General features: G+C 42.8%; 25 protein-coding genes. 16 read left to right on the top strand and 9 right to left on the bottom strand.

What is annotated here, in order from left to right:
• The first annotated feature begins 31 nt into the window (after positions 1 to 31).
• The 4 genes from BLQ81_RS07775 to BLQ81_RS21955 all read left to right on the top strand — a co-directional run bounded on the left by BLQ81_RS07775 (position 32) and on the right by BLQ81_RS21955 (position 4,235).
• A complete protein-coding gene (locus tag BLQ81_RS07775) occupies positions 32 to 1,564 on the top strand; it encodes a SulP family inorganic anion transporter (RefSeq protein WP_092729389.1) in 1,533 nt (510 codons plus the stop codon).
• Between the two features lie 87 nt (positions 1,565 to 1,651).
• Positions 1,652 to 2,716, top strand: a complete 1,065-nt coding sequence (locus BLQ81_RS07770; protein WP_139183586.1) for a hypothetical protein — start codon at positions 1,652 to 1,654, stop codon at positions 2,714 to 2,716.
• Positions 2,717 to 3,165: 449 nt separating this feature from the next.
• Positions 3,166 to 3,852, top strand: coding sequence for a hypothetical protein (locus BLQ81_RS07765; RefSeq protein ID WP_092729387.1), 687 nt, complete (start codon positions 3,166 to 3,168; stop codon positions 3,850 to 3,852).
• Positions 3,853 to 4,031: 179 nt separating this feature from the next.
• Positions 4,032 to 4,235 carry a hypothetical protein gene (locus BLQ81_RS21955; RefSeq protein WP_139183585.1) on the top strand — a complete coding sequence of 68 codons (204 nt, stop codon included), beginning with the start codon at positions 4,032 to 4,034 and terminating at the stop codon, positions 4,233 to 4,235.
• Positions 4,236 to 4,260: 25 nt separating this feature from the next.
• Here the strand turns inward: BLQ81_RS21955 and BLQ81_RS07760 are convergent, their stop codons facing one another.
• Positions 4,261 to 6,414 carry an acylase gene (locus BLQ81_RS07760; RefSeq protein ID WP_092729386.1) on the bottom strand — a complete coding sequence of 718 codons (2,154 nt, stop codon included), beginning with the start codon at positions 6,412 to 6,414 and terminating at the stop codon, positions 4,261 to 4,263.
• A 321-nt stretch (positions 6,415 to 6,735) separates the two neighbouring features.
• Here BLQ81_RS07760 and pfkA point away from each other — a divergent pair, with 321 nt between their 5' ends.
• Both pfkA and BLQ81_RS07750 read left to right on the top strand, forming a co-directional pair.
• Positions 6,736 to 7,710, top strand: a complete 975-nt coding sequence (gene pfkA, locus BLQ81_RS07755; RefSeq protein ID WP_092729385.1) for a 6-phosphofructokinase — start codon at positions 6,736 to 6,738, stop codon at positions 7,708 to 7,710.
• A gap of 73 nt (positions 7,711 to 7,783) precedes the next feature.
• Positions 7,784 to 8,047 (top strand): hypothetical protein, encoded by a 264-nt coding sequence (locus tag BLQ81_RS07750; RefSeq protein ID WP_139183584.1) that lies wholly within the window; start codon positions 7,784 to 7,786, stop codon positions 8,045 to 8,047.
• On the opposite strand, the gene miaA is transcribed toward BLQ81_RS07750, so the two are convergent.
• On the bottom strand, positions 8,035 to 8,943 hold the full coding sequence (gene miaA, locus BLQ81_RS07745) for a tRNA (adenosine(37)-N6)-dimethylallyltransferase MiaA (RefSeq protein WP_092729508.1): 909 nt from the start codon (positions 8,941 to 8,943) through the stop codon (positions 8,035 to 8,037). The genes BLQ81_RS07750 and miaA overlap by 13 nt on opposite strands.
• 41 nt (positions 8,944 to 8,984) lie before the next feature.
• On the opposite strand from miaA, the gene BLQ81_RS07740 reads away from it, so the two are divergent.
• The 5 genes from BLQ81_RS07740 to BLQ81_RS07720 are packed head-to-tail and all read left to right on the top strand — an operon-like array spanning position 8,985 to position 12,733.
• On the top strand, positions 8,985 to 9,740 hold the full coding sequence (locus BLQ81_RS07740) for a response regulator (RefSeq protein ID WP_092729383.1): 756 nt from the start codon (positions 8,985 to 8,987) through the stop codon (positions 9,738 to 9,740).
• Entirely contained in the window at positions 9,737 to 10,114 is a 378-nt protein-coding gene (locus BLQ81_RS07735) for a response regulator (RefSeq protein WP_092729382.1), read from the top strand. Before BLQ81_RS07740 ends, BLQ81_RS07735 begins: the two co-directional genes overlap by 4 nt.
• On the top strand, positions 10,114 to 10,392 hold the full coding sequence (locus BLQ81_RS07730) for a hypothetical protein (RefSeq protein ID WP_092729381.1): 279 nt from the start codon (positions 10,114 to 10,116) through the stop codon (positions 10,390 to 10,392). The genes BLQ81_RS07735 and BLQ81_RS07730 overlap by 1 nt, the downstream gene beginning before the upstream one ends.
• Positions 10,389 to 11,153, top strand: coding sequence for an MBL fold metallo-hydrolase (locus BLQ81_RS07725; protein ID WP_092729380.1), 765 nt, complete (start codon positions 10,389 to 10,391; stop codon positions 11,151 to 11,153). Before BLQ81_RS07730 ends, BLQ81_RS07725 begins: the two co-directional genes overlap by 4 nt.
• The gene (locus BLQ81_RS07720; RefSeq protein ID WP_092729379.1) at positions 11,153 to 12,733 is read left to right on the top strand and encodes an NFACT RNA binding domain-containing protein; all 1,581 of its coding nucleotides are present in this window, start codon (positions 11,153 to 11,155) and stop codon (positions 12,731 to 12,733) included. The genes BLQ81_RS07725 and BLQ81_RS07720 overlap by 1 nt, the downstream gene beginning before the upstream one ends.
• Before the next feature lie 3 nt (positions 12,734 to 12,736).
• On the opposite strand, the gene BLQ81_RS07715 is transcribed toward BLQ81_RS07720, so the two are convergent.
• From BLQ81_RS07715 to BLQ81_RS07685, 6 genes are all read right to left on the bottom strand, one after another.
• On the bottom strand, positions 12,737 to 12,916 hold the full coding sequence (locus BLQ81_RS07715) for a hypothetical protein (protein ID WP_092729378.1): 180 nt from the start codon (positions 12,914 to 12,916) through the stop codon (positions 12,737 to 12,739).
• Positions 12,917 to 13,099: 183 nt separating this feature from the next.
• Positions 13,100 to 13,876, bottom strand: coding sequence for a LytR/AlgR family response regulator transcription factor (locus BLQ81_RS07710; RefSeq protein WP_092729377.1), 777 nt, complete (start codon positions 13,874 to 13,876; stop codon positions 13,100 to 13,102).
• Positions 13,877 to 14,026: 150 nt separating this feature from the next.
• Positions 14,027 to 14,206, bottom strand: coding sequence for a hypothetical protein (locus tag BLQ81_RS07705; RefSeq protein WP_092729376.1), 180 nt, complete (start codon positions 14,204 to 14,206; stop codon positions 14,027 to 14,029).
• A gap of 449 nt (positions 14,207 to 14,655) precedes the next feature.
• Positions 14,656 to 16,077, bottom strand: coding sequence for a fasciclin domain-containing protein (locus tag BLQ81_RS07695; protein ID WP_092729507.1), 1,422 nt, complete (start codon positions 16,075 to 16,077; stop codon positions 14,656 to 14,658).
• 154 nt (positions 16,078 to 16,231) lie between these two features.
• Positions 16,232 to 17,662, bottom strand: coding sequence for a pyruvate kinase (pyk, locus tag BLQ81_RS07690; RefSeq protein WP_092729374.1), 1,431 nt, complete (start codon positions 17,660 to 17,662; stop codon positions 16,232 to 16,234).
• A 6-nt stretch (positions 17,663 to 17,668) separates the two neighbouring features.
• Positions 17,669 to 18,097 (bottom strand): IPExxxVDY family protein, encoded by a 429-nt coding sequence (locus BLQ81_RS07685; protein WP_092729373.1) that lies wholly within the window; start codon positions 18,095 to 18,097, stop codon positions 17,669 to 17,671.
• A gap of 152 nt (positions 18,098 to 18,249) precedes the next feature.
• Between BLQ81_RS07685 and BLQ81_RS07680 the strand changes: the two genes are divergently transcribed.
• The 5 genes from BLQ81_RS07680 (at position 18,250) to BLQ81_RS07660 (ending at position 23,484) form a co-directional block, all read left to right on the top strand.
• On the top strand, positions 18,250 to 18,486 hold the full coding sequence (locus BLQ81_RS07680; protein WP_026950184.1) for an acyl carrier protein: 237 nt from the start codon (positions 18,250 to 18,252) through the stop codon (positions 18,484 to 18,486).
• A 19-nt stretch (positions 18,487 to 18,505) separates the two neighbouring features.
• A complete protein-coding gene (gene fabF / locus BLQ81_RS07675; protein WP_092729372.1) occupies positions 18,506 to 19,765 on the top strand; it encodes a beta-ketoacyl-ACP synthase II in 1,260 nt (419 codons plus the stop codon).
• Between the two features lie 74 nt (positions 19,766 to 19,839).
• Positions 19,840 to 20,502: a ribonuclease III gene (rnc, locus tag BLQ81_RS07670; RefSeq protein ID WP_092729506.1), complete on the top strand. Its 663-nt coding sequence runs from the start codon at positions 19,840 to 19,842 to the stop codon at positions 20,500 to 20,502.
• Between the two features lie 30 nt (positions 20,503 to 20,532).
• Positions 20,533 to 22,371: an NAD(+) synthase gene (gene nadE, locus BLQ81_RS07665; protein ID WP_092729371.1), complete on the top strand. Its 1,839-nt coding sequence runs from the start codon at positions 20,533 to 20,535 to the stop codon at positions 22,369 to 22,371.
• A 9-nt stretch (positions 22,372 to 22,380) separates the two neighbouring features.
• The gene (locus BLQ81_RS07660; RefSeq protein ID WP_092729370.1) at positions 22,381 to 23,484 is read left to right on the top strand and encodes a prolipoprotein diacylglyceryl transferase; all 1,104 of its coding nucleotides are present in this window, start codon (positions 22,381 to 22,383) and stop codon (positions 23,482 to 23,484) included.
• On the opposite strand, the gene yidD is transcribed toward BLQ81_RS07660, so the two are convergent.
• Positions 23,481 to 23,705: a membrane protein insertion efficiency factor YidD gene (gene yidD / locus BLQ81_RS07655; protein WP_092729369.1), complete on the bottom strand. Its 225-nt coding sequence runs from the start codon at positions 23,703 to 23,705 to the stop codon at positions 23,481 to 23,483. The genes BLQ81_RS07660 and yidD overlap by 4 nt on opposite strands.
• Positions 23,706 to 23,765: the final 60 nt, after the last annotated feature.

The raw sequence follows: 23,765 nt of genomic DNA, 5'->3' as shown, positions 1-23,765 counted from the left end.
TTCAATTTCAAATTATCACACTTATTCAGCTATGAAGAAGTACTTCAACTTATTTGACTTTAGTCAGCGTGTAGATTACAAAACGGAAGTTCTTTCCGGGCTTACCGTTGCCCTTGCCTTGATTCCTGAGGCTGTTGCCTTCGCTTTGATTGCCGGACTTTCTCCTCTTACAGGCTTGTATGCCGCATTTGTGATGGGTCTGGTTACCTCCATTTTTGGTGGCAGACCTGGAATGATCTCCGGAGCCACAGGTGCAATTGCTGTGGTGATCGTGACCTTAGCGGCTACTCACGGGGTAGAATATGTTTTTGCCGCAGTAGTACTTTCCGGACTGATTCAGGTGGCTGCGGGTTCTCTTCGGCTGGGTAAACTTATCCGTCTGGTGCCACATCCGGTGATTTTTGGCTTTGTCAACGGACTGGCAATAATCATCTTCATGTCACAGCTCGATCAGTTTAAAGGAACTGATGGCAATTGGCTGACCGGAACGCCGATGTATATTCTGCTTGGCTTGGTAGTATTGACCATGCTGATCATTTGGGGCTTGCCCAAATTGACCAAAGCAGTGCCGGCCTCTTTAGCCGCAATTGTGGTGGTTTTTGGATTGGTTGCGATTATCGGGATCGACACCAAGACCGTTGGAGACATCGCAAGCATCAAAGGTGGCTTCCCTCCTTTCCACATTCCTTCTGTTCCATTTGCCTTTGAAACCCTCCGGATTATTTTCCCCTATGCCGCAATTATGGCAGGCGTTGGTTTGATCGAGTCACTTTTGACACTGAATATCATAGACGAAATCACCGAAACCAGAGGCCGAAGCAACAAGGAAGCTGTCGCACAGGGCGTAGCGAATATTGCATCAGGATTTTTCTCAGGAATGGGTGGCTGTGCAATGATCGGTCAGAGTTTGATCAATGTTTCTTCGGGAGCCAGGGCTAGACTATCCGGAATCGTGGCCTCAGTCATGCTGTTGGTATTTATCGTCTTCGGATCCAGTCTGATTGAGCGAGTTCCCATGGCCGCTTTGACAGGTTTGATGATCATGGTTGCGATCGGCACTTTCGAATGGGCCAGTATCAAAACAGTAACTAAAATGCCCAAAAAGGATATTTTCTTAATGATTCTTGTCACCATTATCACTGCTGTCCTACACAATCTTGCCTTGGCGGTACTCATTGGGGTGATCCTGGCCGCACTTTTCTTTGCATGGGACAATGCCAAACGAATCCGTGCACGAAAATATGTGGATGAAAAAGGAGTAAAACACTACGAGATGTTTGGACCCTTGTTTTTTGGCTCAGTCACGGCTTTTTCAGAGAAATTTGATGTCCTGACTGACCCGGAGGAAGTGATCATTGACTTTGCCGAAAGTCGAGTTGTAGACATGTCGGCAATCGAAGCATTGAATAAAATCACCGAACGTTACCATAAAGTGGGTAAAAAAGTCCACCTTCGTCACTTGAGTCCGGATTGCAAGAAACTTTTGGCTAAAGCCGATGAAATCATCGATATCAACATCATCGAAGATCCGACCTACAAGCTAGTAATAGACGAATTGGCCTAAAAATCCCAATCTTACCAATCCCAAGGAATTGATTTTCAGTTTCTGGCGTTGTCCTTGAATGAGTACCAAATCAAAAAAATAAAGAAGATGATCGAGAATGCAATAAATGAAGAAGTTCAAGGACAAATTGAAAAGGAGCGAGAAGGGCTGAAAGTTCTGATCACCTCAGAAAATCCACAAGATGAGCTGATCGCAAAGTTAGCAAATCTGGAAGTGGAAGTGCAGTGGCATAAAATCGCAGAGCCCCTCACCTCTTTAGAGGATACTTTTACTTTTCGGCATCTTAAACCAGTCTTTGATTATGCGGAAAAAAATGGCTTTGATTTGGTCATTGCAGTGGATTCTACCTACGACAAGTTTACACTTGGAGTAAGGAAACTGGTAACAGGTAATTTTATCCTGCTAAACATCCATCACACATCGCTGATTTTATCAAAGTTATTATTGGAAAATCACGGTTCACTGCGCTGCAAGAAATCGATATTTATCACCGATTTGTTGGAAAAAATCTTTGCAAAACACGAAGCTGAGATCACCACGATCGTAAATCTTCCTACTCCGCTGAAGGATCATGAAACGTTTATACTTTCCGAGCCTGACGAGACTCTGTTTATCTCTGAAAATCAGGAAATCCTCCTGAAAGGTCAAAACGACAGTCTGAGCTACTTGCTTTCCAGATTGATCATGTCTGCCAAAAAGGCAAAAAGCGAAGATAAAACCCTCTTTGACAGTTTGATAGGAATCTATACAGACTATGGATTTCAGCGGGAAAAAAATCTTGCCGTATCCATCGAAGAGCCTTCACAAAAGGTATTCTTCAAAAAGGTGATAGCCAGACTGAAAAGAAAACCACCGATGTCTCTCGGAATGACTGAGATCACAAGTATCGAAGACCTCAGCAACGGGACGCTGAAAAACCTGTTGAGCGGAAGAATTGTCCCCTCCAAGTCTCCCATTGCCAATGCACTTCAAGTCCAGTTGAGTAATAACAGCCGATTCCTGATTTTCCCGACGGAGCAAAAGATCAACTTCTTTTTCACCAGCCATGGAAAATTGATCAAGAAGGATGATTTCACCACACTTAGTCAGCAATTTGATCAGCGCGTGGTAAAACTTCTTTCCGAAATCAACAGACTTGGTCTGGAAAATTAATTTCAGGCTACAATAAAATTAGGAAAGGATCCAAGCTCCTTTCGCTTTCAATATCCATCAATCCAATGAGGGGCATCAACGGCTCCTTTTTGGATTATTTTTTTTTATCCGATAAAAAAGAACCGGAAAACACATTTTTTAAACTACTGGAAAATGGGATCCGACAAACTTGGCATGTCTTTTAACATCTATTAAGGATATTACAATAAATCCCCGGAGGGCCTCCTTCGGGATCAGTAAATTTCATTAACATGTATATCCGCTTTTCTACCAGTAATCCTATCAAATATCGTCTGAAGTTCCTTAGAACATGCTACGCCACGGCGCACAGGTGTGGACCGTCGACCGTTGTCTGTGGACGATTAGCCGCAACTTCTAAAGCATATTTCTTAATTTCTGGCAGGATTGCGGATAATCAGATTCATTAATTCAACTAACTATTACAGATCATGAAAAAATTATTTATCGGCAGCCTTTTCGCCTTTTCAGTTTCATTTGGTGCTTTTGCCCAAAATGAAACTGAAAGCCTCAGCGAAAATTGTGAATGCCCACTTCAGCAGTCCGGAGTTGACTATTCTCCTTATACCTGGAGAACAAGAAGTTTTTCCGAAACTCCGATTAATTACACATCGACCCGCTCCATCATGGAAAGCGCGGAGATGCCCGCCGGCCCATCAGGCTACACTACTGCCATTGGTATCAGGGGTGGATATACCTCTGGTGTTACGTTAAAACATTTTGTGAATAGCAAAGCAGCCGTGGAGTTGATTGTAGGTGCCAGCAGATGGAGAGGCACTTCATTGACGGGATTGTATGAGTGGCATAAAAAAGGCGCTCTTGAAGTTCCGCAGCTGAGCTGGGTTTACGGATTGGGTGCCAGATTGGGATTCTTTGACGGCCGATATTACTATGATGGATTTCGACCATGTAATGACCCGAAAAATCGTAAATGCAATGGCTATTATGATGATCGTAACTTTGCCGCAATTGGAGTCGTCGGCATCGGTGGATTGGAATACAAATTCAAGAATGCCCCATTAACACTCGGATTAGACTTAATTCCTTACTTCTATTTCCAGCATTATCGGGGAAACTTTATTGACGGAAGCTTTTCCCTTCGATACACCTTTAATTAAGTTTTGATACTCAGGACATCCTGTCAGGTTTAGTCCAAAATTTTGGAAAAAAAAACTATGACCCGCTCCGAAGAATTGCCATTTCTCCGGAGCGGGTCATTTTTTTTTGAAAATAACAGGAAGCGGGTAGCATCCAGGATAGCAAGCACCGGCCCGCTAGGAGTGACAGATCAACAGCTATGGTTTTTAACTCATGGATTAAAAATGAAGGAATAATTCGCAGCTGTGGCAGAATCATCGTTTGGAATAGAAGGTCAATTCCCATGCGCAATGGAAATGAGTTTTGGGTTATCGAGTGGTCTTTGGGGACACAGACCACGGTTGGTGACCATTATGCCGTCACTTCGGTCAGAACTCGCTTGAAGATTTCAGATCCCGGATAGCATCCCGGCCTCATCCCGAATATCCCTACCGTCTCCCGGGTTTATACTTTTCCACCACTCTTTTTTCTACATCTTCCTTGTAGAAAGCCACATCCTTAAAGTTCACATCGGCATAGCGTTGCGCCTGATCAAAGAAATGCGGAGAATTGGGATCCGAGCTTTGCCCTCCGGCCAGGATGGTTTTGGCTTTTACTTTTTCGCCAAACTCGACCACCGCCACAAAGCTGTTACCACGATAGCCATAGAGTCGCTTTGTTCCTTCATACGTTCGTGCACCATACGCTGCCAAAGCGCCCCAATTGCCTGAAGCCAAACCGATGGGAACGTAAGGTTCATTGTCATCGTACTTGAGGTCTATGTCACCGGAAAGCCTTTGGAACCTGTTGATTTCTGACCAAGGCGTATTCCAGGTTCCAAAATCAGCGTTCATCTGTGCGATTGTCTTTTCAAAAACTGTTGTAATTTCCGCGCCTGTCGGGATTTTGGCAGTTGGCATGGGATTGATAAATCGGTTCATGCTGCGGAATTCACGCTGGTAATTTTCACCGTAAAAGTGCGCAACCGACATGGCCACAGACTCCTTGGATGTTCGGTAATCCCAAGCTTTCAATACTTGCAATACGGCATTCTGGGACGAGTTCCCGGTTTTTTCCAAAGCTGAAATCAACTCAGGGATTAGGTATTCGAATGCTGGCAAATAGGGATCGTAGGCCAACTGAAGGAAACTGTCCAAGTCTACCTTTTTGACTGCCTGAAGAACCTTAATGGCATGAACTGCCCTGTAGTTTTCTGCATCAGGAGCCATGTAAACGGGGTAATCTTCCTTCTTAGGGCTAAATGCCGCCGCCGCTGTGAAAGGGGTGGAATTGCAATTTTGAATCCAGCCATTTCCGGGATTGAGAATCAGAATACTCTCATCCACGGTGTGAAGCCCCTGCCAATCGGTCGCGGGGTTACTTCCGTCCACAGGCTTGGAAAAATCAAATTCAGGGTTGCGTTTCGGGATAAAATTGCCGTGGAAATAAGCAATATTCCCTTCTCCGTCTGCAAAAACCGTGTTATTTGAGGAGTTGGTGCGGATATTCATCATGTCTTTAAATTCCGCATAGTTATTCAACTTGGTGCGGGTATAGCTTTGAGACAGCGCACTGACCGGGTCCCAATTGATCTTGGTGGCTACCCATTTTTCTCCGTTTTTATGGGTAATTGGCCCATGATGCGTACGGTAAAAAGTAAATTCTTTCTCCTTCAATTCCTGTCCGGCTTTGTATTTTAAACGGACCGTTTTTGCCTCCACATCACGAAGCTCCTCCCCATACTTGTACTGAATTTTTCCTTCGGATTCTACGATTTCCTCTTCAAACTCATCCTTGAAATCCACAAAAGTCGAGGTATGTATCCATCCGGTTTTCTCATTGAACCCCTGGTAGACAAAAAACTGACCCCAAGTGACCGCACCATAAACATTTAGTCCTTCTTCGCTGACTACGTGAACTTCCGGACGGAAATAGAAGGAAGTATGCGGGTTGATGAGCAGCATCGCATTCCCGGATTCCGTCAAACTTGGCGCGATGGCTATCCCGTTTGATCCCTGTGGTTCTGTCCACAGCTCTTCCAATGGCTGGGCAAAAGTCAAGGCCTTATTACCTTCATAGAAAGCCTTAATTCCGCCCGTCGCAATGCTCTCGATATCGCCACCGATGGATCCTTCAAAGAAAAACATCGGCATCCAAGGTTCATATCGGGTAATCACCTGGGGATTGGCTTGGGGATGGGTGTGCAGGTAGTAGTTGACCCCATCGGCAAAGGCTACGCAAAGTTCCTTCAGCCAATTTGGAGCTGTTTCGTAGGCCGTCTTGGCCTCGGCTTCAGTCATGTAGAGATTTGCGCGAAGATCCGAATAGATCGCCTCCTCCCCTTCTAATTCGGCCAGCCTACCTATCGCCCAGACGTAGTTGCGCTCCACTCGCCGGAAGTCATCCTCACATTGGGCGTACAACAAACCGAAAACTGCATCTGCATCTGTTTTTCCATAGATATGGGGTACACCAAAGTCATCGCGCAGAATCTCCACCCGATCGGCCTGTGCTTCCCAGCGGCTAAGTTCGTCAGTAGTATTTTGATTTTGACAGGAAAAAAGGGCAATAAGGCTTAGAAAGCCGATAAATCTCCGAAGCATAGCATTTGGGTAAAGGTGAAGCTCGAAAGTAACCGTTTTCGGGAGCCTTCGCAATACCTTTATTACCGATGGTCCTGATACAGATTGGGTGTAAATTTCTGCTTCAAGTTCAGAATCAAATCCACCGGAATGGTTTTGCTTTCGGTATATCCTTTTCGGATTTTTTCAACCTGATCTACAGCACTCACACCAATTACCAGTGAAGAGGCGGCTTTTTACACCAATCCAAACCCTAATTTTTAATTTCGGTTTCAATTCTAAAGATACACACCTGTATTCCTGCTTAAATATCTATTTTTGGGCTGCCAAAAACCTATAAACATGAAAAAAATAGCCGTTTTCACCTCAGGAGGGGACTCTCCCGGAATGAATGCCTGTATCCGCGCGGTAGTCCGGACAGGAATTTTCAGAGGACTGGAAGTCTACGGGATCCAACGGGGTTACGAGGGGATGATCGAAGGGGATATCAAGCGAATGCATTCCCATTCGGTCAGCAATATTATCCAGCGAGGAGGGACCATGCTCAAGTCCGCCCGGTCCATGGAATTCAAAACTCCGGAAGGACGCAAAAAAGCATTTGAAAACCTGAAAGCTTTGGGAATCGAAGGCTTGGTAGCCATAGGCGGAGACGGAACCTTCACTGGAGCGAAGGTATTTTTCGAGGAATATGGTATCCCAACCGTAGGCTGCCCGGGAACAATTGACAATGATATTTTTGGAACTGACTATACTATCGGCTTCGATACTGCGGTGAATACCGCTTTGGAGGCGATTGATAAAATTCGTGATACGGCAGCCGCTCACGACCGCATCTTCTTTATCGAGGTAATGGGACGTGATGCGGGATTTATAGCCGTAGAATGCGGTATCGGAGGCGGGGCAGAATTTGTGATGGTACCAGAGACAAAGACCGATCTGAACAGCGTCGTCAAATCACTCAAAAACCTCCGAAAGTCAAAATCTTCGAGCATCATTGTAGTGGCGGAAGGTGATGACTTGGGCAATGCTGATCAGATCATGAACATGGTCAAAGAAAAAATAAAAGATCCTTCCAAAGAATTTAAAGTGACAACTTTGGGACATATTCAACGCGGAGGAAACCCCACGGCCCGTGATCGTGTTTTAGGTAGCAGATGTGGAATGGGAGCGGTTGACGGGCTGATTTCCGGGAAAACCAACTGCATGGCAGGGGTAATGAACAATTCGATAGTTTATACCCCATTTGGTGACTGCATCGGCCAACCAAAACCGCTTCATCCGGATCATCTGGCTTTAATCGACATTTTAAGTATTTAATATGGGTTTTATTCCTTTGTTTTTGACTGTTAGTGGAGCATGCTTGCTTTTTTTCTTAACCGTAAAAAACACGATGCAGCGAAAGCTTAACATGCAGCGTGAACTGCTCTCCAAAATCGCTCTCGCACATCCTGAAATCGGCCTGATTTTGGGAGAAATTTCTGATCCGGATACGGTTTTGGAAAGTCTTAAAAAAGCAAATCCTGATAAAAAAGTCTCCAAAAAGAATTTGGAAGCTATCCGTCAATTGAAAATCAACAAATACCAATACAATGGACTGATCAAAAAAGCTCCGTACAACTGGATAGCCAAAATTGCAGGTTTTCAATCCATTTGAGCCGTAATCCAAGCGCTGATTTCCTTCAGCTGTTCCGGGTGAAACCATCGGATTTCCTCATCCCGACGAAACCAGGTCAACTGTCGCTTGGCGTATCGTCGGGAATTTCTTTTTAAGAGCCTGATGGCTTCTTCCCGATCATATTTTCCTTCCAAAAATCCGAAAATCTCAGAATACCCAACCGTCTGAAGGGCATTCAGATGTCGCTTCCCAAAAAGCGCATCTGCCTCGTCAAAAAGTCCGGAAGCGATCATCTGATCCATTCGAAAATCGATCCGTTGATAGAGTTCATCCCGGTCCCGGTCCAATCCGATTTTAATAATTTGAAAGGATCGAGTCACTTTTTTCTTGACTCGAAAACTACTGAATTTTAGCCCTGTTCCACGAAACACCTCAAGTGCCCGCATCAATCGCTGAGGATTCTGCCGATCCACTTGTTCGAAATATTCCGGATCAACACCAGATACCTGGGCTTGTAACCATTCCAAGCCCTTCCCCTCAAATTCTCCTATTAGTTGCTTTCGAATATCGGGATCCACATCAGGAATTTCATCCAGCCCTTTGGTAATTGCGTCCGCAAATAGTCCGGATCCACCCGTCATTATAGCCACGTTCCTATTCCGGAAAATCTCATCCAAAATATTTAGCGCTTCCTTTTCAAACTTCCGGACATCATAATCATCCTCGATAGAGAGTGAATTGATCAAATGATGGGGTACAAGTTGAAGTTCCTCAGGAGTCGGCTTAGCCGTACCCAAATTCAATTCCCGATAAAACTGTCTGCTGTCGCAGGAAACAATTTCTGTTGTGAATTTTTTGGCTAGATTTAAGCAAATGTCAGTTTTGCCCACTGCTGTGGGACCGACTACCAGAATAAGGGATTTTTTATTCGACAATGGTTTGATATTAAGGTCAAACAAAAGTCTTAAGGAATACAATGAAAAGCAAAATGGTATTAATCGTAGATGATAATGACCTGAACAGGAAACTTTTTGAGAATCTGATCGGTCAACGTTTCTTATTTGAATCCGCAAAAAATGGTCTCGAAGCGGTTGAATTGGCAGAAGTGTCCACTTTTGACCTCATCTTAATGGACATTCAGATGCCTAAAATGGATGGATTCACCGCTATGAAGGTAATCCGCCAAGGCAGAAATTTAAGCTGTCCGATTTTTGCGGTGACGGCCTTTGCAGAGGAATCTGACAGAAATCACTTTTTAGAACAAGGATTTGATGAATTCATCACAAAACCGATCCGGCCAAAAGAATTTCTGTCCTTAGTCCAACAGTATCTAAATGGAAATCCAAAAAACAGTACTCCAGCATCTGAAATTACAGGTGAAATTTCGGCAACTCTTGACGAAAATGTACTAAACCACCTATTGAAGTACAGTTCCAAATCGGTGATCAAAAAGATATTTGATGAATTTTTGAATGAATGCGCGGAAACAGAAGCCCTCATCGATTTGCATTATCCCGATGGCTTATCCTCAGAATTGATTATAAAAATCCATGAGATCAAAGGAAATTCAGGAACGCTGGGCGCAATGAAAATATATAATTCAGCCACAAAAGCTGAGGATTATGGCAAAAAAGAAAATTTCACCCTTTTCGGAGAAGAATTAAAAAATCTGAGAAATGAAATCGGGGAATTTCGTAAATTCTTAAATCAAGCAACTATTTTTGACTTATGAGCGAATCCAAAAAAATTCTTGTAGGCGAGGACAGTTCCATCATTATCAACTTGACCAAAAATGTGCTGGCTTTCGAAAATTATCAAATGAAGGCTGCCAGAAATGGAAAACAAGTGCTGGAGTTTCTGGAAAAAGAGCCATTTGACTTAATCCTTATGGATATCAGCATGCCCGTCATGGACGGTGTAGAATGCACACGACTGATTCGCAGCCATTCAAATCCAGCTGTAAGTAAGCTACCCATCATCGCCATCAGCGGGAATATTCACAATTACACCCCTGAGGAATTTCGGAGGTTGGGATTTGATGATTTCATCCAAAAACCACTTGACTACGACAAAGTGCTGGCAACAGTCAAAAAAATTCTGAGCTGATGGTCATCAAGTACACGAAGCATTTTTTGGACAAAATGGAAAACCTTTTTGCAGCCTCAGAATATATTTTGAGGTATGAAAAAGGAAACTTTAAATCCGGCTATTGTGTCCTGAAAGAAACCAAAATCGTCATCATCAATAAGTACTTTCCGATAGAAGGAAAAATAAATGCCTTGATCGAAATCATCAACGAACTTAATCTCGACCCGAAGGATTTCAAAGAAAAATCAAATCAGGATTTCCTTAACGAGCTCCGCCAAACTACCTTAAAATTTTGAAAGTAACTTTTCTTGGAACCGGAACCTCCCAGGGCGTCCCTGTAATCGGATGTGATTGTCAGGTTTGCAAATCATTGGATTTCAGAAATAAACGATTCCGCACTTCAATACATTTGGAGGCGAATGGGGTTTCAGTGGTTGTGGATACTGGCCCGGACTTCAGAATGCAAATGCTACGCGCAGGAGTAAAAAGACTGGATGCAGTCATCTACACTCACGAACACAAAGATCACACTGCCGGGCTTGATGATATCCGACCATTCAATTTTTCCCAGAAAATGGACATACCGATTTTTGGGCAAAAACAGGTTTTAGATCAGATTCGAAGGGAGTTTTCATACATCTTCAGCGACAAAAAATATCCCGGCGTACCTCAAGTACAAGCAATTGAAATCACCGAAAATCCCTTCCGAGTCGATGGTCTTCCCGTGATTCCTATTCCTGTTCTCCATTACAAGCTCCCTGTTTTAGGATTCCGATTTGGGGACTTCAGCTACATCACCGATGCTAATTTCATTCCGGATGAATCTCTGAAGCTATTGGAAGGGACAGAAATCCTTGTATTGAATGCCCTTCAAAAAGAATCTCACATTTCTCACTTTACCCTGGATGAGGCGGTACACATGGCGCGGAAAATCGGTGCCAAACAAACCTACTTCACCCATATCGCCCATCGTCTTGGTCTTCATGAGCAAGTCGACAGGGAATTACCCGCCGGAATTGCCTTGGCCTACGACGGCTTGGAGTTAACTTTGGAGTAATGCACCTCAATTACCATTTTCTGAAGTACTTGGCCCCCGCTTTAGAAGAAGCTTATACCGGTCAAAAAATCATCTCCTGCTTTTCTCAAAGCAAAGATGAGCTCATCATCGAGACGGAAGGAAAATCTGCCATTCGCTATATCCGCGCCCATCTCCTTCCACCACAGGTTTACCTCAGTTTTCCTGAGCAATACCACCGAGCAAAGCGAAATACAATCAATTTATTTCAGGAATTAATTGGTGATTCCATCCTGAAGTGTGCCGTTTTCAGATTTGAGCGGGCTTTTTATTTTGACTTGGAGTCGGGGAAAAAATTGGTTTTCAAGCTTCATGGTAATCGAAGTAATGTGCTTTTGTACCAAAAAGAAGAAGCCACACCGAGCCTTCTTTTTAGAAATGAAATCCGGGAAGACAAAGAATTGGATTGGAAAAGTCTTGAAAAACCACTCGATCTGAGTCGCGAACACTTTGTCGAACTCGCAGGAAATGCATCTCAATTTCTCCCGACCTTGGGCACAATTCCACGGGCTTGGCTGAAAGAACGGGGATACCCGGAGGCTGAAATTGAGGAAAAATGGCCCCTGATGCAGGATCTTCTCGATATTTTGGACACGCCACTGTTTTCCTTGGTCGAAAAGCAGGGAACAGTGCAGCTGAGTTTACTGCCTGAAGCTGCCCCCCTAAAAACGCTATCGGATCCAATTGCGGCATCAAATGAGTTGTTCTATTTGGCTTTGGTCAAAGGGAATTTTGACAAGGAAAAAAACGCCCTTCTGAAAAGCTATCAGGAGCAACTCAAAAAGACGGTTTCTTACATACAAAAGTCAGCCTCAAAACTGGAGGAACTCAAAAATGCAGCCCCACCCAGTCAACTCGCCGATGTGATCATGGCAAACTTGCATGAATTCCAAAATGGGAAAACTGAAGCTGAGCTTTTGGATTTCTACACAGGAAATCCGGCAAAAGTCATCCTTAAGCCCAATCAAAAGCCTCAACTCCTTGCAGAATCACTTTACCGAAAATCCAAAAACCGGCAAATCGAATTGGATCAAATCGAAAAAACAATCGCCTCAAAAGTAAATCTCAGAATTGAACTAGAACAAAAAATCCAATCTATCGAAGAAATCACCGGGCATAAAGGACTCAAAACCTATCAAAAAACCAACAAGGAGGACAAGGCAATCACTAAAGAAGTAAGCGGATTACCATTCAAGGTTTTTGAATTTGAAGGTTTTACGATTTGGGTTGGTAAGTCAGCAAAGGACAACGATGAAATGCTTCGGGGATTTATTCACAAGGATGATCTTTGGCTTCACGCCCGTCAGGTTCCCGGTTCTCATGTGGTGATCCGGATGAAAGGGATGTCGGCATTGCCCAATACTGTTTTGGAACGCGCCGCAGGCTTGGCTGCTTTTTACTCTAAGTTCAAAACAGAATCATTTGCACCTGTAATTTACACCGAGGCAAAATTTGTAAGAAAAGTGAAAGGTGCCGCTCCCGGTTCCGTGATGGTTGATCGTGAAAAAGTGGTGATGGTGACTCCAATTGGTCCGGATGAAGAAACTGCAGCCCGGAAATAAAAGCTAGCGACTCCGGGAAACCGGAGGCCCAAGATTGATTTTTTTAAATCCCTTGAACAGAATCACTGTTCCTACAATACCAGTTGCGCCACCCACATAAAGCAAAGTCTCTCCCAATTCAGGTTTTGTGCCTAGCAATTGACCTCCGATGATAGTTACAGTGTAGGCGAGAGTTGCGACCAAAATACCGGTTTGGAGTTGATTTTAAGCTTGATGCAAGTTGAGCTGTACAGCATACAATTCTTGATCTACTTGAACTAGTACTCGTTTAAGCGAATCAAAGGATGCTTGATCTTTGGTTTGCGAAAAGCCATTTAATTGAGTAAAAGTCCAAAAAAAAGGATTAAAAAAAATACTTTATTCATTTTATTGATCGATCCAAGATTTGAATTCGTTAACCCGCTCTCTTGCCACGACAATTACCTCTTCACTTTTCGCATTCAAAGATAGCACCAGCCGGCCATTATGATAAGGTTTCATTTCCAACAGATTGTCTAAATTAATAATGAAGGATCTATTGATTCGGTAAAATTTATTTGGATTCAAAAGTTCAGTTTCAAGTTCATTGAGACTATGATCTGTCATAAATTTCTGGGAAGAATTTGAAGTAACCAAAAAGGTGATCCCTCCTTCCGAATAAAAAAACGCTATCTCTTCCACCGAAGTAAAAGATAGCTTTGTTCCAATTTTAGTTAAAAAGCGTCTTTTGAATGTTTTTTGGGTGTAACGCTGGATAAATTTATCAACAAATTCAGATGAAAACCCCTCTGACACGGGACTTTGAATTAAACTTTCCACTTTCTCAAAAGCTTTGACCAAGCGCTCTTCCTGTATTGGTTTCAGGACATAATCGATGCAGTTATGCTCAAAAGACTGCAATGCATATTCATCATACGCTGTAATAAAAATTATCGGGATCTTAATTTTTTTGTTTTGAAAAGCCCTAAAGCTCAGCCCATCAGCCAGATGGATATCACAAAGAATGAGGTCAAAAATAGCTTGGTTTTTCAGAGCTTGTTCCAGCTCAGAGATACTTTGAACCGTATCTGCGACCACCCAATCAGGACGATGCTTCCGTATAATCGTGCTAATTCGTACTTGCGCTAGTGGCTCGTCTTCGACTAAAAGTAAGTGTTTTGTCATCGATCAGTGGCAGTTCGACCAGAAAATGACTCGGTTCATCTTCAATTCGGATACTACTGTTTAGAAACTTATATCTATCTGATATGTTTTGAAGGCCAATGCCCGAAGAAAAATCAATCACTGTTTTTGGTTGTTTTTTATTATGAATTTTCAGAAAAACCCGTCAGAAGTAATGGAAACTTCAATTGGCTTCTTTTTGGTGAAAAAATTGTGCTTCACCACATTTTCTACCAAAAGTTTGAGCATCGCTGGAGGGATCAGTTTTTCAAAACTCGGATTTTTCAAGTCCAATGAAAATCTCAGGGAGTCTTCAAAACGGATGGTAAGCAATTCCAGATATTTTTTTAGAAAGTCAATCTCCTCTGCCAGGGAAATGAGTACGGTCCGCTCAAAATTAAGCCCGTAGCATGGGAGGAAATAAATGATAAAACCAATACCCCCACTACGCTGGTCCCGAATTGAAAAATTAAAGGGTGCATGGACAAATCATGGCCGACAATCCTTTTTTCGATTAGTCGATTGAGGCCCCAAACCGAAAAAGTCAAAGCCAAAATCAGAATAAACAAAGCTAATGGCTCAATAGCAACCGCAAACAGCCGGTCACCATCAAGGAAATATATATTCAGAAAAGAATAGCTGCCCAAGATTCCGGCAAACCAATGACTGTAGCGATGACTAAACATATTTCCCCTCCTCGCGCTTGCTTTAATCTTCGTTTCTCCTTTTAAAAAAAATAGAGGAACAGAAAAATTCTGTTCCTCTTTTAATCCATTAGTTTTTTAAAGGGTAGGCAATAGAACACCATCAATCACATGAACAACGCCATTTTTTATAGCAACATCGGCTACCACAACATTGTAGGTTTTCCCTGCTTTATCAGTGACGGTTATATTGTTACCACTGCGAGTTACTGTGAGCATCTCTCCAGCCAAAGTAGGAACCATCTGCGAACCTGAAGCCAAATCAAAGGAGAAAGCGGTAGCAGGAACGACGTGAAACCCAAGAACCTTGGTAACAGCAGGTAAACCCAGCGCACTCACCATAGCATCAAGTGAACTGAAGCCAAGGCTACTCAGCAGCGCAGTAAAAGCAGCGTTGCTAGGTGCAAAAACAGTGATTGCGTTAGCATTGAGTAGTGTGTTACCCAAACCGGCAGCTGTCACCGCATTTAATAATGTTGTCAATCCTGCAGCTGTAGCAGCCTCTACTACAGTCGGAAGCTTCAAATCAGGCAACATTACTCCATTAATCACATGGACGACACCGTTTGCAATAGCAATATCAGCGGCCACGACTTGAGCTACTCTACCTAATTGATCTTTTACGGATACGGTTGATCCTGTTTTCTCAACAATGATAGTTTGTCCAGATAACGTAGTAAAGGAATTTGTGGCTGCCAGGTTAGCAGAGAAAGCAACCGCAGGCACCACGTGAAATCCCAATACTTTTTCAAGGTTGGCAGGTCCACCGATTTTGATTACCAATTCATTTAAGTCTTTTGCCCTAAATACTGCTAGCGCAGCTGCAAATGCTTCGTTGGTTGGTGCAAAGACCGTGATAGCCTGCGCACTTAACAATGCACTTGGTAAACCCGGAACAGCGGTCACTGCTGTTAGCAGTGTAGTTAATCCTGCCTTAGTTGCCGCCTCTACCAAATTTGGCTTTGGCAATTCAATGGAAGGAATCAATACACGATCGATCACGTGTACCACACCATTCTCTATCTGAACATCCGCCTGAATAACTCGGGCCACGTTACCAGCTGCGTCAGTTACTGTTACTGCGCCTGGAGTAGAATTTACTCTTAACTGCTGACCAGCAAGAGTTGTAAAAATGTTTACTTCATTCAAATTTCTTGAAAACGCTACGGCAGGAACGACATGAAACCCAAGAACAGTCTGCAAATTTTGAGATCCTCCTAGTTTTACCACCAAATCGTTAAGATCAGTTGCACCAAAAGTGCGCAAAGCATTTGCAAAAGCGTCATTGGTTGGCGCAAATACTGTAATGGCAGCTTGGTCTTGAAGCGTTGCTTCTAAACCCGGAAAAGCACGGACGCTGGCTACAAGCGTTGTTAATCCTGCTTCATTTGCAGCTTCGATAAGTGTAGGAAAGGGGATTGGTCCCTGATAATCATCACTACACGACAAGATCGAAAAAAACAGCGATCCCATAAGCAAGTAATTAAATAGTTTTTTCATAGTTTGATTTGGTTTTTTTGATTTTATAACCAAAGTCAAATCAACAGGTCTACTCATAACCGCTCAACTGTATAAAAAAAAGGATGAACTGTTAAATTCATCCTTTGAATTGATCTAAAATCAGGAAACTAAATTCCTGTTTTTGCCTTTAACCTCACTCAACCAAGTGAATTTTAAGCATATTGGTTTTTCCCTTTTCTTTCAGCGGCATACTGGCGGTGTTGATGATTACATCACCTGACTTCACATGACCGTCTTTTTGTAATGTATTTTCTATATCAGTGAAAGTCGCGTCAGTAGATACCTGACTTTCATAATAATAAGCACGCACACCCCAAACCAATGAGAGTTGGGTAAGGAGTTTCTTATTTCTGGTAAAAACAAAAATATTGGCCGAAGGTCGGTGGGATGCCAATCTAAGCCCGGTAAATCCCGAAGAAGTAATTCCAACAATTGCCTTGGCCTTCACATTTCTGGACAATCTCGAGGCCATTAGGATCAGGTTATTGCTGTGGAATGTTAAGTCGTCATCTTGAATTTTATACAGGTTATGGTAAATGTCTGCATTCTCTTCCAGGTATGTAATGATGCTGGTCATCGCTTTGACGGCATTGACTGGATATTTTCCTGAAGCAGTTTCAGCGGAAAGCATCACGGCATCCGCGCCATCCAATACTGCATTGGCGACATCGTTGGTTTCGGCGCGGGTTGGTCGAGGGTTTTGGATCATACTTTCCATCATTTGGGTAGCAATGATCACCGGTTTACAGGCAATCTTACATTTCTCAACCATTTTTTTCTGCCAAAGGGGAACGATTTCCATGGGTACTTCTACACCCAAATCACCTCTGGCGACCATTATTGCATCCGTGGCTGCAATAATTGAATCAATATTTTCAAGGGCTTCAGGCTTTTCGATTTTAGCGACGATTTTACAATTTTTTCCGGCTGCAATAATCCGTTCTCTTAGATCCAAAATATCCTCTGCTGATCTTACAAAAGACAGTGCGATCCAATCTACATCCTGAGACAGACCAAATTCAAGATCTTCGATATCCTTTTCAGTCAGGGAAGGTGCAGAAACTTTGGTATTGGGAAGATTGATGCCTTTTCTGGATTTCAAGATCCCTCCGTGAATTACCGTGGTATTCACATTTTTGCCATCTGTACTGTTTACTATTACTTCCAGATTACCATCGTCGATGAGGATTCTGTCGCCGGGAATTACATCCTGGGGAAGATTCTGGTAAACTGTGCTCACCAGCGAAGCACTTCCAATCACAGGTTCATTAGTGATAGTTAACAGTTCTCCAGCCTTTAGTTCCACTCCATTATTTTCGACCTCCCCTACACGGATTTTAGGCCCTTGTAGATCCTGAAGTATCCCGAGATTACAATCCAGTTCTTTATTAATTCTTCGAATAATCTGTATGACTTCCTGATGAATTTCGTGTGTTCCATGCGAAAAATTCAATCGAAAAACATTTGCACCGGCAGCAGCCAAACTTTTAATCGTTTCGTAATTATTGGATGCCGGACCGATGGTGGCTAGTATTTTTGTTTTTTTAAACGGGAGGTGGCTCATTGGATTTTAATATGTTAATAGGTTTTCTTTTGATTTAATTTTTGAAATGTCCAGCCGGACCACACTTTGAATAAAGGGGTTTTTAGCAAGTTGATCGACAAATATACTAATACTGGTTTGTTGTGTTTGGTCTTGTACCAAGAGGAAGTAATCCAAATTTCGCAATTCTGGTATCAAATACGCCAATTGCTGGGATGTATTAAGTGCTTTATTTTTTAAAAGTTGGATAAAACCATGCGGTAAAGAAAGTAAATATTGGGAGATTTCCAGCCTAGGTGAGGACAGAAATTCAATTTGAAGGTCATCTGATTTGACCAAATCAATATCCAGTTCCCGATTGATCAACCAAGCCATTTTATAGTCTTTGACAGGCGAAACGAGCCCTAAAAGTTCAAATTCAAAAGTAGGTTCTATGTATAATTTGGTCTTCTTCATGGAGGAAGAAAGGTGGTCGAAACAAAGGTAGAAATTTAAATTGACCCATGCGATCAGACAAATTGCATAAAAATTAACTTCGGTCTTTTCTTTGTCAATTAGGTTTTAAATATATTTCTTTGCGGAGTGTTAATAACTAAACTGATCACAAAATGTCTGAAATTGCACAAAAAGTAAAAGCCATCATTGTTGACAAACTTGGCGTAGAAGAGTCTGAAGTGACTATGGAAGCAAGCTTCACCAATGACCTTGGTGCTGACTCTCTAGATACTGTTGAATTGATTATGGAATTCGAAAAAGAATTCAATATCTCTATTCCTGACGACCAAGCCGAGCAAATTGGCACTGTAGGTCAGGCTATTACCTACCTTGAGGCAAACGTAAAATAAGTACTGCTGAATTCATTATATGAATTTAAAAAGAGTTGTTGTAACGGGTTTAGGCGCACTCACCCCCATAGGTAACACCCCCGGAGAATTCTGGAAGGGTCTGGCTAATGGTGTGAGTGGTGCTGCGCCTATCACTCGCTTCGACGCTTCACTTTTCAAGACTCAATTTGCCTGCGAGGTCAAAAACCTCGATCTGGATCAGTTTATGGACAGAAAAGAGGCTAGAAAAATGGATGCTTTCACCCAGTATGCCATGATTACTGCCGATCAAGCGATCGTGGACTCGGGACTTGATCTCGAATCCATTGACTTGTCAAGAGCGGGTGTAATCTGGGGATCGGGAATAGGTGGACTCAGAACCTTCCAAGAAGAGGTGACTGATTTTGCCAGAGGAGACGGAACACCAAGGTTCAATCCCTTTTTCATTCCCAAGATGATCGCTGATATATCGGCAGGTTTCATTTCTATCAAATATGGATTCAGAGGTCCAAACTTCGTAACTGTATCAGCCTGTGCTTCGGCTACCAATGCACTTATTGATGCTTTCAATTACATCCGACTTGGAAAAGCCGACTTGTTTTTAAGTGGCGGATCTGAAGCTGCTGTGTCTGAGGCAGGAATTGGTGGATTTAACGCAATGAAAGCACTATCCCAGCGAAATGACTCCCCTACTACAGCATCCAGACCTTTTGACAAAGACCGGGATGGTTTTGTACTTGGCGAAGGTGCAGGGGCATTGATCCTTGAAGAGTTGGAGCATGCAAAAGCACGCGGAGCAAAAATCTATGCCGAGCTTGTAGGCGGAGGGATGACTGCAGATGCCTATCATATTACTGCGCCGCATCCCGAAGGCTTAGGTGCAAGTAGCGTGATGAAAATTGCTTTGGAAGATGCTGGTCTTAATCCGGAAGACATTGATTATATCAATGTACATGGCACCTCTACCCCACTGGGAGATGTAGGAGAGACCAAAGCAATCCAAAAGGTTTTTGGAGAGCACGCTTATAAATTGAATATCAGCAGTACAAAATCGATGACTGGACACCTGCTGGGTGCAGCAGGGGCAATTGAAGCAATAGCCTCAATCTTTGCAATCAATCATAGTCTCGTTCCTCCTACGATCAATCACTTTACTGACGATGAAGCGTTTGATCCTAGACTTAATTTAACGTTTAACAAAGCGCAGGCAAGAGAAATCAATTATGCGCTGAGTAATACCTTTGGATTTGGCGGTCACAACTGTTCCGTCATATTTAAAAAATACAACCGATCAGAGTGAAAATTTTCCAGAAGCTCGGAATCCACACTCTATTCTTTAACTCAAAAGACAAAAGGCTTGCATCCTCGATCAAAATGATCATTGGACGCAAGCCTTTAAATTTGTCCCTTTATCGTCTAGCACTTACTCCCTCAGGTCTCGGCGAAGAAACGTCCTCGGGGTTTAAAAAATCCAATGAGCGACTGGAGTTCCTGGGAGATGCTGTTTTGGGTTCGGTAATTGCCGAGCATATTTTCAAAAAATTCCCCTATCGAGACGAAGGATTCCTCACCGAAACCCGATCCAAACTTGTAAACCGGGAAACACTCAACGAAATAGGAATAAAAATAGGGCTCAAGAAAACCTTGGAGCAAATTGTCAGTAATAGACAATTCACAGGAAACAAATCCCTTTTTGGAGATATCCTTGAGGCATTCCTCGGAGCAGTATACCTTGACAGAGGATACAAATTCACACAAAAATTTATCCTCCAGCGAATATTGCTTCACATGGATCTGGATGGAATGATCAGTACTGTAACCAATTACAAGAGTAAAATTATCGAATGGTCCCAAAAAGAATCCAAAACGGTAGACTACAAAGTTTTGCAAATCAACGGTAACCAACGCTATAAAGAATTTGTTGTGGAACTGAATGTCGACGGGGAGTCTATTGCACAGGGAAAAGGAAGTACAAAGAAGAAAGCCGAACAGGAAGCTTCAAAAAATGCCTGTGATATCCTGAACATTGCCGTTTAGACCTACATTTTTATCAACTTCGTTAAATCTATGGCTGCAATCAAACTAGCAGGAGCTACCGTCAATCAAACTCCACTCGACTGGAAAGGTAATTTGGATAGGATCCTGCAAGCTATCCAAGAGGCAAAATCTGAACGTGTAGATATTCTATGCTTTCCCGAATTGGCAATTACCGGTTACGGATCCGAGGATCTATTTTTAAGCTATTGGTATCCTCAAAAAGCCTTAGCCCAACTCGGAAAATTGATTCCATTCTGCCAAGACATTACCGTGGCAGTCGGACTACCGGTCAGGATTCAGGACAAAGTTTACAATACCGTCGCTGTTATCGAAAACGCGGAATTGAAAGGCTTTGTAGCAAAGCAATTTATGGCCATTGATGGCGTACATTATGAATTTCGGTGGTTCACTCCCTGGGAAGCAAATCAGGTCATAGATTTTGAATTTGAAGGAAAAAACATCCCCCTTGGGGATCTCACTTTTCATCACAGGGGAATTCAATATGGATTTGAAATCTGCGAAGATGCCTGGAGAGGAAAAGTCCGTCCCGGATACCGACTTCGGGATCGGAAAGTAGATTTGATCTTCAATCCAAGCGCCTCACATTTTGCAATGGGAAAAACTGCAGAAAGAAAAGAGCTATTCGAATACAGCTCTGAAATCTTCAATTGCTACTATTGCTATGTCAATTTGCTGGGTAATGAAGCTGGTAGAATGATATTTGACGGGGAAATTCTTTTGACAAAATCCGGAAAAACAGTCGGCAGAAACCAGTTACTCTCCTTCCGGGATTTTCAGGTTTTTCACTTTGAATTGGAAGATAAAGCTCAGAATATCGCACCTATCCATCCAAAAGAATGGGAGTTTGTTCAGGCTTCTGCCTTGGGATTATTTGATTATTTGCGAAAAAGTAAAAGTAACGGATTTGTATTGTCGCTCTCCGGAGGTGCAGATTCCTCAACGATCGCTGTTTTAGTCGCGGAAATGGTTCGAAGGGGAATCAAAGAATTGGGGTTGAATGAGTTTGTGAAAAAACTGGAGCTATCCTTTTCTCCAAAATCCGACAATCCGGAGAAAGAACTCGTCGGAAGACTTCTGACCACCGCTTATCAGGGGACAAAAAATTCATCTGCGGAAACGTATCAGTCAGCCAAATCACTTGCAGAAAGCTTGGGCGCAGTATTTCATTTCTGGACTATCGATGAGGAGGTTCACTCCTACACCGCCAAAATAGAAACCGCCATCGGAAGAAAACTGACTTGGGAACAGGACGATATTGCCTTACAGAATATTCAGGCACGGGCCCGATCTCCAATTATTTGGATGCTTGCCAATTTGAAGAATGCGCTTTTGATTTCCACTTCCAATCGCAGTGAAGGAGATGTCGGCTACACCACCATGGACGGAGATACCAGTGGAAGTATTTCCCCGATTGCCGCCGTGGACAAGCACTTCATCCAGCAATGGTTACAATGGGCCGAAAAAAATCTGGATCGACCAGGTCTTTCGTATGTAAATTCCCTGACTCCTACAGCCGAACTCCGCCCCTTGGAACGAACCCAAACGGATGAAAAAGACTTGATGCCTTATGCTATTATTGTAGAAATAGAGCGCTTGGCCATTCGGGACAAAAGATCTCCAATGGATATTTTCCTGTTACTAAATGATGAACTTGGACTTGATCAAACCGTATTGAAGGATTATATCAAAAAATTCTTCCGACTTTGGTCCAGAAATCAATGGAAACGCGAGCGATTGGCTCCCTCATTTCACCTTGATGAATTCAACGTTGACCCTAAAACCTGGTATCGCTTTCCGATTCTTTCCGGTGGCTTTGCTGAAGAACTCGAATTATTAGACCAAATCTAATCTGACATTATGCTTGAATCTTTGCTTAATTACGTTGTATGGGATCCTAATCAGGCTGTTTTTTCTGGCTTTGAGCGCTTGAGATGGTACGGTTTGCTTTTTGCAATGGGCTTTATCATCTCGCAGCAATTCATGGTGTATTTTTTCAGAAAAGAGGGACAAGACGAAACCCTTGTGGACAAATTGACCATATACATGGTATTGGCGACAATAATTGGGGCACGATTAGGCCATGTTCTATTTTATGAGCCAGAAAAGTATCTGAGTAACCCCATCGATATCCTAAAGGTATGGGAAGGTGGCTTGGCCTCTCATGGGGCTGCCATTGCCATTCTTTTTGCACTTTGGATATATTCCAAACGAACACAGGGACAGAGTTATCTTTGGGTAGTGGATCGTATCGTGATTGTCACGGCTCTGACCGGAGCATTGATTCGATTCGGCAATTTGATGAACTCTGAAATCGGAGGAAAAGATACCGGAAGAGACAGCGGATTTGTCTTTGCAAGAGATGCTGAGGAAATCCTGGAAACACTCAAAGTCCCTTTTGAATCAATTGAAGCGTATAAGCCCGAAGACCGATCTGACGAACTTCAGGGGACGGGCATAGTTCCTGTGAATTTTGAATTGAAGATCAATAAGGGAAATTTTTCAAAAGAAGACCTTTCTGCAATCCTCGAACGGGACATCAAATATGCACTGACGCAGTTTAGATCATCCAAAGAATACCTGGCCGAACCTGTAGAAAGTCCTTTGAACTTCGAAATTATTGAACAGCCAAACAGCTATTTGGTTACCGTGAAGACTTTTGGCAGAACCAAATATCCGACGCAGATCTACGAAGCACTATCTTATTTTGTGATTTTCTTAATCTTGCTTGCACTTTGGGCAAAATACAAGTCCAGATTACCGGAAGGTTTACTGTTGGGGCTGTTCCTTATCTCAGTATTCGGTATGCGATTCGTATGGGAATTTCTAAAGGAGGTACAGGTAGACTTTGAGCAATCTATGCAATTCAATATGGGACAACTGTTAAGTATTCCCTTAGTGCTAATTGGAATAATTTTAGTAGGAAGAGTTCTAAAAAATGGGATTAAGGCCGAAAAAATTTAAGGAACCGGATCATGACCATGCCCTCCCCATGGATGGCACCGCCCGATCCGCTTAAATCCCAGGAAGATTCCTTTGAAAACACCGTGCTTCAGAATCGCTTTTTTCATGTATTGACTACAGGTCGGAGTATAGCGACAACTAGCCGGAAACAGCGGAGAGATCACATATTGATAAACCAAGACTGGAAATATGGCTATCTTTCTCAAGTATGTTTTTACCATTCAAGAAACCGTTTAAGTTACGTACGCAAGTTGCAACCAAAAAATTCAAATGATTATAAA

Source organism: Algoriphagus alkaliphilus, from assembly GCF_900103735.1.
Classification (GTDB): domain Bacteria; phylum Bacteroidota; class Bacteroidia; order Cytophagales; family Cyclobacteriaceae; genus Algoriphagus; species Algoriphagus alkaliphilus.
The sequence above is the reverse complement of the archived record's forward strand: the minus strand, read 5'-3'. Positions and strand labels throughout refer to the sequence as shown.

Excerpts from the sequence above, each read along its gene's own strand:
- BLQ81_RS21955 (WP_139183585.1), top strand. The coding sequence starts at position 4,032 with ATGGTTTTTAACTCATGGATTAAAAATGAAGGAATAATTCGCAGCTGT.
- pfkA (WP_092729385.1), top strand. The coding sequence starts at position 6,736 with ATGAAAAAAATAGCCGTTTTCACCTCAGGAGGGGACTCTCCCGGAATG.
- BLQ81_RS07735 (WP_092729382.1), top strand. The coding sequence starts at position 9,737 with ATGAGCGAATCCAAAAAAATTCTTGTAGGCGAGGACAGTTCCATCATT.
- BLQ81_RS07760 (WP_092729386.1), bottom strand. The coding sequence starts at position 6,414 with ATGCTTCGGAGATTTATCGGCTTTCTAAGCCTTATTGCCCTTTTTTCC.
- BLQ81_RS07680 (WP_026950184.1), top strand. The coding sequence starts at position 18,250 with ATGTCTGAAATTGCACAAAAAGTAAAAGCCATCATTGTTGACAAACTT.
- BLQ81_RS07660 (WP_092729370.1), top strand. The coding sequence starts at position 22,381 with ATGCTTGAATCTTTGCTTAATTACGTTGTATGGGATCCTAATCAGGCT.
- BLQ81_RS07695 (WP_092729507.1), bottom strand. The coding sequence starts at position 16,077 with ATGAAAAAACTATTTAATTACTTGCTTATGGGATCGCTGTTTTTTTCG.
- BLQ81_RS07775 (WP_092729389.1), top strand. The coding sequence starts at position 32 with ATGAAGAAGTACTTCAACTTATTTGACTTTAGTCAGCGTGTAGATTAC.
- BLQ81_RS07720 (WP_092729379.1), top strand. The coding sequence starts at position 11,153 with ATGCACCTCAATTACCATTTTCTGAAGTACTTGGCCCCCGCTTTAGAA.
- BLQ81_RS07730 (WP_092729381.1), top strand. The coding sequence starts at position 10,114 with ATGGTCATCAAGTACACGAAGCATTTTTTGGACAAAATGGAAAACCTT.
- yidD (WP_092729369.1), bottom strand. The coding sequence starts at position 23,705 with ATGGTAAAAACATACTTGAGAAAGATAGCCATATTTCCAGTCTTGGTT.
- BLQ81_RS07750 (WP_139183584.1), top strand. The coding sequence starts at position 7,784 with ATGCAGCGAAAGCTTAACATGCAGCGTGAACTGCTCTCCAAAATCGCT.
- BLQ81_RS07685 (WP_092729373.1), bottom strand. The coding sequence starts at position 18,097 with ATGAAGAAGACCAAATTATACATAGAACCTACTTTTGAATTTGAACTT.
- nadE (WP_092729371.1), top strand. The coding sequence starts at position 20,533 with ATGGCTGCAATCAAACTAGCAGGAGCTACCGTCAATCAAACTCCACTC.
- BLQ81_RS07740 (WP_092729383.1), top strand. The coding sequence starts at position 8,985 with ATGAAAAGCAAAATGGTATTAATCGTAGATGATAATGACCTGAACAGG.
- BLQ81_RS07770 (WP_139183586.1), top strand. The coding sequence starts at position 1,652 with ATGATCGAGAATGCAATAAATGAAGAAGTTCAAGGACAAATTGAAAAG.
- BLQ81_RS07765 (WP_092729387.1), top strand. The coding sequence starts at position 3,166 with ATGAAAAAATTATTTATCGGCAGCCTTTTCGCCTTTTCAGTTTCATTT.
- rnc (WP_092729506.1), top strand. The coding sequence starts at position 19,840 with ATGATCATTGGACGCAAGCCTTTAAATTTGTCCCTTTATCGTCTAGCA.
- pyk (WP_092729374.1), bottom strand. The coding sequence starts at position 17,662 with ATGAGCCACCTCCCGTTTAAAAAAACAAAAATACTAGCCACCATCGGT.
- BLQ81_RS07710 (WP_092729377.1), bottom strand. The coding sequence starts at position 13,876 with ATGACAAAACACTTACTTTTAGTCGAAGACGAGCCACTAGCGCAAGTA.
- fabF (WP_092729372.1), top strand. The coding sequence starts at position 18,506 with ATGAATTTAAAAAGAGTTGTTGTAACGGGTTTAGGCGCACTCACCCCC.